The following is a 12,995-nucleotide window of genomic DNA, read 5'->3' on the forward strand; positions in this document are numbered from 1 at the left end:
GAAACTACTTGTTGGCTCAAGTATGAAGAACATCGGATTCTTGTCCTTCGGCCACTGGACCGACCATCCCCAGTCCGGCACGCGCAGCGCCTCGGACGCGCTGCTGCAGGCCATCGACCTCGCGGTCGCCGCCGAAGAGCTCGGCGCGGATGGGGCCTATTTCCGGGTGCACCACTTCGCTCAGCAATATGCCTCGCCGTTCCCGCTATTAGCCGCCATCGGCGCCCGGACCAATCGCATTGAAATTGGCACCGGCGTGATCGACATGCGCTACGAGAATCCCCTGTACATGGCCGAAGACGCCGGATCAGCCGACCTGATTTCCAATCGCCGATTGCAGCTGGGCATCAGCCGCGGATCGCCCGAGCAGGTCATCGACGGGTGGCGCCACTTCGGATTCGAACCGGACGACGGCGAGTCCGATGCGGATATGGGCCGACGCCACACCGAGCGCCTGCTCCAAGTCCTCTCCGGCGAAGGGTTCGCCCAGCCTAGCCCCAATCCGATGTTCCCCAACCCGCCGGGCCTGTTGCGCATCGAACCGCATTCGGAGACTTTGCGTGAAAGGATCTGGTGGGGTTCGGGGTCCAACGCCACCGCCGTCTGGGCCGCCAAACTGGGCATGAACCTGCAAAGCTCCACGCTGAAGGATGACGAATCCGGAAAGCCCTTCCATGTCCAGCAGGCCGAGCAGATCCAGCTCTACCGCGATGCCTGGAAAGAAGCCGGCCACGAGCGCGAACCGCGCGTTTCGGTGAGCCGAAGCATCTTTGCGCTCACCGACGAGCGCGACTGGCAGTATTTTGGCCGCGACCGATACAGCTCGGATCAAATCGGCAACATCGACGAGAAAACTCGTGCGATCTTCGGCAAGTCCTATGCCGGCGAACCCGATCAACTGGCCAAGAAGCTGGCCGAAGATGAAGCCATCGCTGAGGCCGACACCTTATTGCTGACCGTTCCCAACCAACTGGGTGTCGAGTACAACGCCCACGTCATCGAGTCGATTCTCACCCACGTCGCCCCGAAACTCGGCTGGCGCTAAATACGGTAATAGTTACGCCGTTTCGCCGGGCTATTAAGCCAGCTGGTCGCTGGTCACTAGGCTAGAGCCATAGGAACTGAACTTTCAGACTAGGAATAGAGAGAAATTCATGAGCAACCCATTGAAAGTCGCCTTCATCAAGGCAAGCTGGCACGCAGATATCGTCGATCAGGCGCTGGCCGGATTCACCGCAGACATGGACGACTCCGGGACCGAGTACACCATCGATACCATCAGCGTTCCAGGTGCCTACGAAATGCCATTGCAGGCGCAGCGACTGGCCAAGACTGGAGAATATGATGCAATTGTCGCTGCGGCGCTGGTCGTCGATGGCGGCATCTACCGCCACGACTTTGTTGCCCAAGCAGTGGTCGATGGACTGATGCGCGTCCAGCTCGATACCGATGTGCCAACCTTCTCGGTCAGCCTGACCCCGCATCACTTCCACTCCAACGATGAGCACCAGAACTTCTACTTCGAGCACTTCCTCAAAAAGGGTGCCGAGGCTGCACGTGCCGTTCGAGCAGTAGCCGCCATTCAGCTCTAGTCTCCGGCGGAAAACCGCCAGGCGTGGTGATCGACCCACTGAACGGGCGAGCAGCACGCCTGAACTGCAATTCGGCTACCACGCAGCCCGCGGGCTCAGCCGGGCCGCTGCCATCGAGGCTCCCAGGATAATCGTGCGCATAAACCGTTCGGCAGCTTCGATGAGCAGGCGCTCCCCGTCATCCACTGCTTCCTGCAAAGTCATCGGAATCGGCATGATCGAGGCAATCGCATCAATACCGATATCGTGCACGTCGCGGCATCCCCGCCCCAGCGTTCCGGCGAGCGCCACCACCGGAACCCCATGAAGTGATGCCCGGCGTGCAATCTCGGCTGGAACCTTGCCCTTGGGTGTTTGAAAATCGATGGCGCCCTCGGCAGTAATCACCAAGTCTGCCCCGCGCAAAATCGAATCCAGATCGATCCCGGCCAGACCAGAGTCCAAGATCGCTTCAAAACGGGGCATGAGGATCGCGCCGATTGCTGCCAGGCCAGCGCCCAGTCCGCCTGAGGCACCGGTGCCCGGCCCCGTGGCGAAATCCGTGGAGCGTGCAGGTTCCACGCAGTCTCTGCGGAGCACCGAGGCCCACCGTTCAAAGCCGGCCGACATTTCTTCCACCTGCTGCGGTGTAGCGCCTTTCTGTGGTCCGAAGACCCTGGCAACTCCGCGAGCGCCGGTCAGCACATTGTGCTGGTTCAGTGCCATGGTGATCTGAATTTTCCCCTCAGCCAACATTGGGTGCAATCCGTCTAGATCCAGTCGGTCAATGCGCCCGAGGTGATTGCCGCCAGCAGGTACTTCCCGTCCCTGGGCATCAATAATCCTGGCGCCCAATGCCTGCAGTGCTCCCATTCCCCCATCAGAGGTTCCCGAGTCGCCGCAGCCAACCAGGATTTTTGTTGCTCCTGCGTTTATGGCAGCAACGATCAGTTCACCCACCCCGTAACTAGTGGTGGTGCCTGGGTCGCGTTGATCTCGTGGAACCAGCCGCAAACCGGCAGCCGCTGCCATTTCGACCACGGCCGTTCCAGTTGCTTCCCCACCGAGCATCGCGTAATGCGAATCCACTTTTTGTCCCACTGGGCCGGTCACACACACCGGCACCACGTGGCCACCTGTCGCGCTGGCCAGGGTTTCGGCGGTTCCTTCGCCGCCATCGGCGATGGGCACCGCTTTGACTGTGGCTCCGGGCAGCGCACGGCGGACGCCAGCCCCGATCGCTGCGGCCACTGCGGCGGCATCCAGTGATTCTTTGAATCCGGAAGGTGCAACCAAGATCCGTTGTGGAAGTGCGTGTGCCATGATGTTTTTTCCTTTGCAGAGAGGTGGTGTGGAACCCGAACGGGTTTTATACGAACAGCGGGAGGCCCATAAACGGCCAAATCCAGAAGGCAAAGACAAGGACCAGCAGAATGATCAGCGGTCCAAGCGCTGCGCTCAATCGCAAGAGATCCGCAGGCTGATAGGTATCGATGCCTTCAATGTCGGAGAAGAGGTTCACGGGCTTTGCACTGCTGGTCAGAGTGTGGCAGAAACCGGCCGCAGCCGTTGATGCCAGCGCAATGGCCACAGCGTTCACCCCAATCCCTGGCGCCAGCGAAACCACTAGCGGAATCAATACGGCTGAACGGGCCGAGCGCGACTGGATGACGAGGTGGGCTCCAGCGGAAATCACCACAACGAGGACGGCAAAGATCCAGGCGGCGAAAGGGCCCAGCTGCGTTACCGGACCGAGAGCGCTGTTGGCCAGCCATTCGGCGGCGCCTGACTCGATCAGCGACGTTCCCAAGGCCAGTGTTGCCGCCATGAAAATCAGCATCGACCACGGCACCGACTTCAATGCCTTCGCCAAGGACACCGATCCGAAACCGGGACTTGCGACCAACAGCGAGCCAAGCAGTGCCACCACAGCTGGATGCAGATGATGCAACGGTTCTGTGCACCACAGCACCACCACCACGCCAACGAGCAACGCGGCCCGGCTTTGGGCCACACTCAACGGGCCGGTCAGCGGCACCGGAGAATGCTCCTGCATCTGCTCGATGCGAACGCTCAGCGGCTGCTTCCGGTCCTCGCTGCGAGTGAACAGCAGCAACACCAGCTCTGCGCATAAGTGCGAGGAGATGAACGCAAGCGGCAATCCGTACAACAGCCAGCTAGCAAAGGAGAATCCTTCATAACCGGAGGACGCCAAGATTTGGCTGGTAATCAGGTGGGCGCCGGCCCCCAGATAGGAAGCCACGGCCGAAAGGAGGATAACCGAAGGAAACAGCAACGACAACGCCAGCACCACCCTCGGCCTTGAGCAAAGCGCCCTTGCCAGAGCGATGAATACCGGAATGGCCAATGCGGCTCGCCCCGAGGTCGAGGGCACCGCAAACGCTGTAGCCACCAGCACACCGGTACTAAGATGGGCCAGTTGGCGCGGCGTTCGCGCCCCGATGACAATCCACGCGGCGGCTCGCGTGGCGAGCCCGGTAGCGGTGATTCCTGCTGCGATGACAAACGCTGCCAACAGCAACCAGATGGTGTCTTCCCCCAATGAGGAGAACAGCTGGGCTTCGGGTAGAACTCCCATGAGAACCAGCACCAGGCAGGCGCCCAGGGCAACATAGGTGTCGGAAACCGGCGAGAAAATCCACAGCCAGACGGCCACGGCAAAGACCAGAAGGGTCAATGCCCCCTGGGCCGGCAGCGAGCCTGGTGTCCCAGCCGAGGGGCCAAATGCTGCATAGCCACAGCCGCCGATCACGGCCGCCAGCACGATGGCCGCAATGAGTGCCAGAGAATGCTGGCGTTTCCATCTGGCCTGAGGTTGGCTTTTGACCTGAATACCGGCGTTCGATGCCTCTGGCGGCTGAGTGGTGTAGCGGAATGAGGTCTTGTCATTGCTGGTCGACAGACTCATGATTCACTCCCCAGTGTGCCGGTCATATGTTGCGCGAATTGGGCTTCGCCACGCGCCGCTGTTCCCTGGCCCTGAATCGGCAGCGAGAAACCGAAACGCGTCCCAACGCCATCTCCGGATTCGACCCACGCAGTGCCGCCATGTGCCTGGGCGACAGCTTTGACCACAGCTAGCCCTAATCCCATGCCCGATGCCCGCTCATCATGTGCAAAGGCACTTCGATAGGTTTCAAACATCGCCCTGGCCTGATCGGGATCCAGCGCGGGTCCATCGTTGGCCACCCAGAAGCTCACATGGTCTCCGTCTATCGTTGAGCCGATGCGGATGCATTCAGCAGCTTGGGTATGGGTGACGGCATTGTGAATCAGCTGGTGCATGGCTTCGGAGACTCGGATCGGATCCAGCCAGGCTTGAGCTCGCGCCGACTCCTGGATCCGGAATCGTCGATCCAGATAGGCCCCTGGGCGTGCGGCTGCCGCGGCTACGTCGGCGGTCACTTCACCGACCGCCACGTAACTGGGCTGGACGAAGTCAGGATTGCTGCTTTGGGCAAGAATTTCCAGATCCAGCAAGGTCTGACCCATTTTTTCGATCAGTTCTTGGGCCTTGGCTATCACCAGCTGTCGACGCTGCGCGGATAATCCTTGGCGGTTCAGCTCCGAGAGCGCAAGTGCCAGTTCACGCTGTGGTTCATTCAAGTGCTCACGGGCTTCGGCAATGAAGTGGCGCTGGGCCAGATGAGCGGCTTCGACTCGATCGAGCATGGCGTTAAAGGTTTGTGCCAGTCGTGCGAGATCGTCCCGTCCGAGCACAGGCACACGGGCCGACAGATCATTGGCGCTGATCTGGGCGGCCGTTACGCCCATGGTGTGAATTGGCCGCATGATCTGCCGAGACACCAGCCACGCGATACCGGCCGTCAGAGCCAGTCCCCCGGCCGCGATGCCAAAGAGCAGCACCGCCTGCTGGTCAACTTTTTCCTGGGCACCAGCGGTATAGTGCGCGACGACCAGTTGTGCCTGGTGCTCGGGACCCCGTTGGCCATTGGCGTTCTGGGCAACGGCCTTAGCCCAGCGCACCGTGCCATGGCTGCTTTGTGCCACGCCAGAAGTTTTTTCATTTGCAAGGATGCGGCCCAGCAAGACGGGGTCCTCTGCCAGGACCTGGCCCATCTGATCAGCAGTATTCTGGATGGTCAGTACCTTGCCACCTGCCTTGGCAAGAATTGCTTCGCCGGCCATGGGCTGTTGCCGGGCGAGGTAGCGCTCCATCAGCGAGTGCATCGAGGAGAACGGCTTGGCCGTCGTAGGATCAACTGCCTCTGCCGCAAAGGTTCGGAATTCTTCAATCTCCTGGGCAATGCCGATGTTGGCAGAGTCGGCGATTTGGGCCAACATGATCGATCGCATGGTCGCGGTGACTGCTAGCAATGCCACTGCGGTGGTCAGCACGATCCAGCCCACGATACGCAATCGGGCTGAGACCGAGGAACCTTGGTGGTTTGGAGGGTCAGGCAGCATCTTCCTGGGCCTCCTGACCTTGCTTCTCCGCGGCTGATTCAGGAACAGGGCTGAGCTTGACCAGCACGGGCGGCTGATGCCCCATTGCCGGGTCAGCGCTATCGGCCAGAGCTTGGCTAGCGCTGGCTAGGCCCGCTGGGACAGCGAGCACGAGCAGAATGAGAAGTATGCGGCGAATCATGGTTTGAACACTAAAAGACCCATGTGAGCCGCGCATTAGGCAGTCATGAGAATTCCATGATGCATCGATGAGAACTACGCGAGACGCGCATTTATCCGCAGATTCTAGCGGTTTTTACCTCATGTACACGGGGAAGAAACTCTTGAAAATACCCATCCTTCACCAATTCCTCCGCTGGCAGGGTTCATTCAAAGCCCGGGCCCCATCATCCGCCAACGGGTAATGGGGCCTGGGCTGTGGTGGACTGCTGGGCTAAATTATCTAGTTGCCCAGAGCACCGATTCATCGACGAAGAACATGGTTTCGGTCATTCTGATCTTCGCATCGGACAAGGCTTCTGCCGGAGCATCGAAGACCACCTGGTAACTGGCTTTGCCGCCCTTGGACAAGGTAGGCGCATCCGTTGCCGGCTCGGCCAGGATCACCATAGCGGTACTGGTGCCGTAAATACTCGCGTCCGAACCGACAAGTTCCGGGTTCAAATCAATACACGCGTCGCCTTCTTCATCGCCGTTGTAGACCACCGAAATATCAACAAGCACGTATTGGCCATTGGCCTTCTCGTTGAACTCATTGAACTTGGCAATCGCCTTGCCAGCGTCAAGGTTCACTGTGCTGACATTGACCGAGTAGCCTCCGACCATCGCGGCCTCTCCCAGCGCAAGAACTTGAGTTTCATCCTCGGCCTGTTCCACCACTTCAGCCGGAGCGGCAACTTCGCCATCGGCAGCATCCTCGATGCCACTGGCGACCTCGACAATGGCCCTGGCATGGAAAGACTGGGTGGCCAACACCAAGACGATGGCCGCGATCGCGATCACGCTTGATGCGATGCCCAGCCCCTTGCTGCCCTTCCGCTTGAACGCGATAACCAAGGACACGATGCCCAAGACGAGTGCGACAACGCCCAAGATGGCTGCAACATTGTTCACGATCGGGACCCAGTACAAGACGAGCGCAACAATAGCTATCACCAGGGCCGCGATGCCCAGGCCTCTTCCTGCGGCGGACTTCGGGGATGGGGACGGAATCGGCGTTCCCGGATCCGTCGGTGTATGAATGCTCATGAGTTCTTCCTTCGAGTGACGGCAGAACTCAATGTTCTGCGATAAAGACTGACCTGTACGGATGACAGTCCCAGATACAACCAGAACCTTTATTAACTCTTCAATGATCATGTCAATCGATACCGGCAATTTGGCTTGCTGCGATATTCGCTACGGATGGAGATGCCGGTTTCCATTAGCCAGGTCAGCGGATTATGGCCGAGTCCTAAACCATCGGATTCGCTGGAAATCTGTCCTGACTGGGCAAGCCTCTTTCTCAAAATCGATGCCCACGTTACAGAATGCTGATATGACCCCACCTGCTGAACGCTTCCAAGGTCGCGATACCCTGCGCTACGTGCGCCTCATGCTGCTCGTCGTTCCCCTGCTTTTGGTGGTGGCCATCGTCATTTACGGAATCGTCAATCAGCGGATTGAAGACTCGCTCAGCTCCTACTATTTGGGACCTGCCAGGGACCTGTTTGTCGCCATGCTGGTAACTACCGGAGCATTGCTGGTGGTGTACAGCGGCGAAGCCCTGGAGGACTATGCGCTGAATTTGGCCGGGTTCTACGCCATGTTTGTCGCGCTGGTTCCCACGAAGCTGGGCGAAACCCTAGCCACGCTCGCACCGGCAGAACAGGGCAAGCTGATCCTTTCGGTCCGCGTAGCCATCATTGCCGTATTGATCGTTAGCGCCTCATTCGTCTGGCTGGGCATCAGGACCAGCAGTTGGCCGCACAAAGCGCTGATGCACAGCACGTTGACCAAGGCCCTGGGATGGATCAGCACCGGCCTGCTCGCGTCATTCATCCTGTTATTGATCTGGCGTGCCGTCGAAGGAAAAACCTTCGCCTGGGTACATGCCAGCGCTGCATTCTTGCTCATCTTTTCCATGGGCATCGCCATCGCCAGCCATCTGGGCCACGCACCGATGTGCCATGAAGACACCAGCGGCGGTTCCCCGAACCGCTATCGGGTCATCCTGGGACTGATGGCGCTGGGCCTGATCGCCTGGCCGATTCTGCTTGTCGCTGGCGTTGACGAAGCCCTGTTCATCGTCGAGTGGTTCCAGATCGGGCTATTCGCCTACTTCTGGTACCTGGAATCCCGGCGCCTCTGGGACCCGGTTGCATGAAAAACAAAAAATCCCGGCTCGCAACTGCGAGCCGGGATTCTCATGAAAGCTCCTCCAACTGGACTTGAACCAGTAACCCTTCGATTAACAGTCGAATGCTCTGCCAATTGAGCTATGGAGGAATGCAACGAGATATAACTTTACCGAAGATTTCCGCTAATGCAAAATCGATGCCCTAGGTGCCCCGCAGGATCCTCCGGCGCATCTCCAGCTCCATCAATTCCCTATTGATCTGGGCATATTCCTCGCCTTCCGGCTCCATCTCGGCGCGCTGCAGGCGCCCGATCAGCTCTGCTTTCCGGTGTGTGATTTGAAGCTCAATCAAGCCATTGATGATGTCGGCGCAATAGCGGTTCAGGCTGTGCTCATCCGAAGCCGGAATGCTGGTCACCGCCAGCTCTGAAACGAAGCTGCGCAACTGCTCTGGCACCTCATCGCGGATCACCTCGACCCACGAGGTGGCAGAAGCGCCGGCGCTCGAAGCGGCAACGATTCCGTCATGCACCGCGGCGTGCGCCGGAGCCATGAAACGGGCCTCGTAAAATGCCTGCCACTGCTCATCCTGCAAGCGCTGCGGCTGCTGGATCACCACTTCCAGCGCTTGGCGTTCCAGGCGCATCACCGGGTCGCGATGATCCGGACGTTCAAAAGCTGGTGCAGCCACGGGTTGTTCAGCGCCCTGGGCCGGGGCCGGCAGCTGCTGCTCGGCGTTCTTCGGCAGCCGGGCGCGCTTGATCGATGCACCCACCGACCGGTTGACGTCCTCGTTGTTCATGCCGAGCCAGCCGGCCAATTCACGGGCATAGGCCGGGCGGATGGCCGAGTCCTTGATCTGGGCGACAATCGGAGCGGTCTGGCGCAACGCCTGCACGCGGCCCTCCACCGTGTTGAGGTTGAACTTCTTCAGCTCGGCCCGGATCGCGAATTCGAACAGCGGGCGCTTGAGCTCGATCAGCTCGCGCACCGCTTCATCCCCTCGATGCAGGCGCAGATCGCAGGGGTCAGCACCGCTGGGCTCCACGCAGACATAGGTCTGGGCAATAAAACGCTGGTCTTCCTCGAAGGCGCGCAGGGCCGCTTTCTGTCCGGCGGCATCGCCGTCGAAGGTGAAAATCACTTCTCCCCCGGTGCCGTCATCCTGCAGCAGCCGGCGGGCGATCTTGATGTGGTCGGTGCCAAAGGCGGTGCCGCAGGTGGCCACCGCGGTGGTGATCCCGGCCAGGTGGCAGGCCATCACGTCGGTGTACCCTTCCACCACCACGATCTGCCGGCTCTTGGAAATATGCTTCTTGGCCAAATCCAGCCCGTAGAGCACCTGCGACTTCTTGTAGAGCCCGGTTTCAGGGGTGTTCAGGTACTTCGGGCCCTGGTCGTCTTCGTAGAGCTTGCGGGCGCCGAATCCGATGGTCGCCCCGGACAGGTCGCGGATCGGCCACATCACCCGTCCGCGGAAGCGGTCGTAGATCCCGCGGTTGCCCTCGGAGAACATGCCGGTCAGCTTCAGCTCGTCATCGGCGAAGCCCTTGGAACGCAGGTGCTTGAGCAGCGCGTCCCACCCCTTGGGCGCATAGCCGACGGAGAATTGCGCGGTGACTTCCGGGTCGAAGCCGCGGCCGGCCAGGAACTCGCGTCCGGCCGCCCCTTCATCGGTGGCCAGCTGCGCGCGGAAGAATTCTTCGGCGATCTTATGCGCGTCGACCAGGCGCTGGCGCTTGCCGTAGTCCTCGCGCCGCGGGCCCGGGCCCCCGTCCTCATAGTGCAGCTCGTAGTTGATCCGGGCCGCGAGCAGTTCCACGGTCTCGGTGAACGAGGAGTGGTCCATCTTCTGGATGAAGGCGATCACGTCGCCGGATTCGCCGCAGCCGAAGCAGTGGAAGGTGCCCAGCTGCGGGCGGATGTGGAAGGAAGGGCTGCGCTCGTCGTGGAAAGGGCACAGGCCCTTGTACGAGCCGATGCCCGCGGATTTGAGCGTGACATAGGATTCGACGACCTCGCGCAGGTCGGTGCGGTTGCGCACCTCGTCGATATCTTCGCGCTTGATCAGCCCTGCCATGATTCCCTTCTAGAACAGTTGTGCTTCAGGGGCTTCGCCCTTGACCAGATATGAATGCCACTCGGTCGCCGAGACGTCGGTGAGCGAGGCGACCTGGTCGATCACCACGCGCAGCTGGCCTGCCTCATCGGCGGCGTCTTCCCAGTCCGCGGCAAAGATCGGCTCCAGGTTGTCCCGGCCGGTCTCCACCAGCAGCTGAACCAGCTCGGTCAGCAGCGTGCGCTGGTCCAGATACAGCGGCTGGCGCACCTCGGAGGTCATCACATAGCTGGCGGCGATTCCCTTCATCACCGCGATTTCATGCTCGGTCTGCTCGGGCACGATCAGGCTCGCGTTGTAGCGGGTCAGCTTGCCGGTGCCATAGCGGGCGCGCGTGGCATCCATGGCCGCAGCCGCAAAGCGGCCGATGAACTGGCTGGTCATGTCCTTAAGGCCGGCCATCGAACGGCGCGACCCGTCAAAGTGCGAAACCCATTCGTCGCTGGCTTCCAGCCGGCGCAGGGCCGCCTCGATATCGGCCTCGTCGGTGGCCGGCAGGTACCAGTCCTTCGTGACCTGCAGGGCCCTTTCGCGCTGCAGATCCTGCTTCAGCCAGCGCAGCTGCAGCTGGCCGCCGACAATCGCGTCTTCCACGTCGTGCACGGAGTACGAGATGTCATCGGCCAGGTCCATGACCTGGCCTTCCATGCAGACCACTCCGGCTCTCGCCTCCGGGACATTGCGCAGCCAGTTGAAGATCGGGGCATCGTCCTGGTACACGCCGAACTTCTTGGTCTTCTTGCCGTTGACCTCGGGCGCATCGGCCTTGAGCCACGGGTATTTGCAGGCCGCATCCAGCGAGGCGCGCGAGAGATTCAGCCCGGCCGAGTGCCCATTGTGCCTGAAGGTCTTGGTTTCCAGCCGGGTGAGCAGGCGCAGGGTCTGGGCGTTGCCCTCGAATCCGCCGATATCCGCAGCGATTTTGTCCAGCGCCTTTTCCCCATTGTGGCCAAAGGGCGGGTGGCCCAGGTCGTGGGCCAGGCAGGCGGTATCCACGACATCCGGATCGCAGCCCAGGGCCGCCCCGAGCTCGCGGCCCACCTGGGCCACTTCCAGCGAGTGGGTGAGCCGGTTGCGCACAAAGTCGTTCTGGTTGGGCGCCACCACCTGGGTCTTGGCGCTCAGCCGGCGCAGGGCCGAGGAGTGCAGCACCCGGGCGCGGTCGCGCTCAAAGGCGGTGCGGTAGGACTTCTTGGCTGGCTCGGGCACCCACCGTTGCGTATCGGCTTCGGTATATCCGGGGATCTGAGTCATGATGCCTAGTCTAGTGATATTTTGGGGTGCTCGGCGGTTATCCACTTCGAGCGCTTAGCCTCCGGAAATATCCAGCTCAGCGGCCTTGATCATTTCGCGGTGGGCATCGCTCATTTCGCGGTTGTCCAGCCATCCGTCGGGCACATGGGTTTTCTTCGGATGGCCGGCTCGCCCGCGGGTGCCTTCGGCGGCCTCGCCGGGGTACGGCAAATCCAGGTCCAGCTGGTCAAGCAGTTCGCGCAGCACGGCCAAGGATGGCACCTGGGCCAGCTGCGAGCGGATTTCCCCGCCGACCGGGTAGCCCTTGAAGTACCAGGCGATGTGCTTGCGGATATCGCGCATCCCCTTGCCCTCGTCCTCGAAGAACTCGGTGAGCAGTTCGCCGTGGCGGTACACGGTGTCGGCCACCTTGCGCACGCCGGGGCGGAAGCGGTCCGCGCGGCCTTCGAAGGCCGCCTGCAGGTCGCCGAAGATCCACGGGCGGCCCTGGCAGCCGCGGCCGACCATGACCCCGGCGGCTCCGGTCTGCTCGACCATGCTGATCGCATCTTCAGCGCTGAAAATATCGCCGTTGCCCAGCACCGGCAGGTCGTCCATGGCCTCGCGCAGGGTGGTGATGGCCTCCCAATCCGAGTGGCCGGCGTAGTACTGGCCCGCGGTGCGGGCGTGCAGGGTCACTGCCGCGGCCCCGTGATCGCGGGCGATCTTGGCCGATTCCAGGTAGGTCAGGTGGTCCTTGTCGATGCCGGTGCGGACCTTCACGGTCAGCGGGATATCGCCCTTGGCCGCCTCTGAGGTCGCTGCCGCGATGATCGAGGTGAACAGGTCGGTCTTCCAGGGCAGAGCCGAGCCGCCGCCCTTGCGGGTCACCTTGGGGACCGGGCAGCCGAAGTTCAAATCCACGTGATCGGCCAGGTTCTCGTCAACCACCATGCGCACCGCGGCGCGCACGGTGCCCGGGTCCACGCCGTAGATCTGGATCGAGCGGATCTCTTCGTCGGGGTCGTGCGAGATGATGCGCAGGGATTCCGGGTTGCGTTCCACCAGGGCGCGGGCGGTGACCATTTCGGTGACGAACAGCCCGCCGCCGTATTCGCGGCACAGCCGGCGGAAGGCGCGGTTGGTCACCCCGGCCATGGGCGCAAGAACCACCGGGGTATCGATGGTGAGCTTGCCCAGCTGCAAGGGCGGCAACTTCAAGGTGGGGGTGTTATTCGGCGCATCAGTCAGGGTCGTCACCTGTCCATTATCGCGCATGCAGGCA

Annotated in this window: 11 protein-coding genes and 1 tRNA gene; 3 read left to right on the plus strand and 9 right to left on the minus strand. The window is 61.3% G+C overall.

Annotated elements, in window-relative coordinates:
* Window positions 1–22 precede the first annotated feature (22 nt).
* Both ACT7DV_RS01070 and ACT7DV_RS01075 read left to right on the plus strand, forming a co-directional pair.
* On the plus strand, window positions 23–1,045 hold the full coding sequence (locus ACT7DV_RS01070) for an LLM class flavin-dependent oxidoreductase (protein ID WP_444660514.1): 1,023 nt from the start codon (window positions 23–25) through the stop codon (window positions 1,043–1,045).
* 109 nt (window positions 1,046–1,154) lie between these two features.
* The gene (locus ACT7DV_RS01075) at window positions 1,155–1,592 is read left to right on the plus strand and encodes a 6,7-dimethyl-8-ribityllumazine synthase (RefSeq protein WP_444660515.1); all 438 of its coding nucleotides are present in this window, start codon (window positions 1,155–1,157) and stop codon (window positions 1,590–1,592) included.
* A 75-nt stretch (window positions 1,593–1,667) separates the two neighbouring features.
* On the opposite strand, the gene ACT7DV_RS01080 is transcribed toward ACT7DV_RS01075, so the two are convergent.
* From ACT7DV_RS01080 to ACT7DV_RS01100, 5 genes are all read right to left on the minus strand, one after another.
* Window positions 1,668–2,894, minus strand: coding sequence for a glycerate kinase family protein (locus ACT7DV_RS01080; protein WP_444660516.1), 1,227 nt, complete (start codon window positions 2,892–2,894; stop codon window positions 1,668–1,670).
* 46 nt (window positions 2,895–2,940) lie between these two features.
* Window positions 2,941–4,500: an SLC13 family permease gene (locus ACT7DV_RS01085; protein ID WP_444660517.1), complete on the minus strand. Its 1,560-nt coding sequence runs from the start codon at window positions 4,498–4,500 to the stop codon at window positions 2,941–2,943.
* Window positions 4,497–6,020 carry an ATP-binding protein gene (locus ACT7DV_RS01090; RefSeq protein WP_444660518.1) on the minus strand — a complete coding sequence of 508 codons (1,524 nt, stop codon included), beginning with the start codon at window positions 6,018–6,020 and terminating at the stop codon, window positions 4,497–4,499. The genes ACT7DV_RS01085 and ACT7DV_RS01090 overlap by 4 nt, the downstream gene beginning before the upstream one ends.
* Complete coding sequence (locus ACT7DV_RS01095) at window positions 6,010–6,201, minus strand: hypothetical protein (protein WP_444660519.1); 192 nt, start codon at window positions 6,199–6,201, stop codon at window positions 6,010–6,012. Before ACT7DV_RS01095 ends, ACT7DV_RS01090 begins: the two co-directional genes overlap by 11 nt.
* Window positions 6,202–6,458: 257 nt before the next feature.
* On the minus strand, window positions 6,459–7,268 hold the full coding sequence (locus ACT7DV_RS01100) for a hypothetical protein (RefSeq protein ID WP_444660520.1): 810 nt from the start codon (window positions 7,266–7,268) through the stop codon (window positions 6,459–6,461).
* A gap of 289 nt (window positions 7,269–7,557) precedes the next feature.
* Between ACT7DV_RS01100 and ACT7DV_RS01105 the strand changes: the two genes are divergently transcribed.
* On the plus strand, window positions 7,558–8,385 hold the full coding sequence (locus ACT7DV_RS01105; RefSeq protein ID WP_444660521.1) for a hypothetical protein: 828 nt from the start codon (window positions 7,558–7,560) through the stop codon (window positions 8,383–8,385).
* Between the two features lie 49 nt (window positions 8,386–8,434).
* Here ACT7DV_RS01105 and ACT7DV_RS01110 read toward each other — a convergent pair.
* The 4 genes from ACT7DV_RS01110 to dusB all read right to left on the minus strand — a co-directional run bounded on the left by ACT7DV_RS01110 (window position 8,435) and on the right by dusB (window position 12,988).
* Window positions 8,435–8,507 (minus strand) — tRNA-Asn (locus ACT7DV_RS01110).
* A gap of 53 nt (window positions 8,508–8,560) precedes the next feature.
* Window positions 8,561–10,438, minus strand: a complete 1,878-nt coding sequence (dnaG, locus tag ACT7DV_RS01115; protein WP_444660522.1) for a DNA primase — start codon at window positions 10,436–10,438, stop codon at window positions 8,561–8,563.
* A gap of 9 nt (window positions 10,439–10,447) precedes the next feature.
* Window positions 10,448–11,731 carry a deoxyguanosinetriphosphate triphosphohydrolase gene (locus tag ACT7DV_RS01120; RefSeq protein ID WP_444660523.1) on the minus strand — a complete coding sequence of 428 codons (1,284 nt, stop codon included), beginning with the start codon at window positions 11,729–11,731 and terminating at the stop codon, window positions 10,448–10,450.
* Window positions 11,732–11,785: 54 nt separating this feature from the next.
* Window positions 11,786–12,988, minus strand: coding sequence for a tRNA dihydrouridine synthase DusB (gene dusB / locus ACT7DV_RS01125; protein ID WP_444660524.1), 1,203 nt, complete (start codon window positions 12,986–12,988; stop codon window positions 11,786–11,788).
* Window positions 12,989–12,995: the final 7 nt, after the last annotated feature.

This window comes from Glutamicibacter sp. TV12E, assembly GCF_052441935.1.
Lineage (GTDB): Bacteria > Actinomycetota > Actinomycetes > Actinomycetales > Micrococcaceae > Glutamicibacter.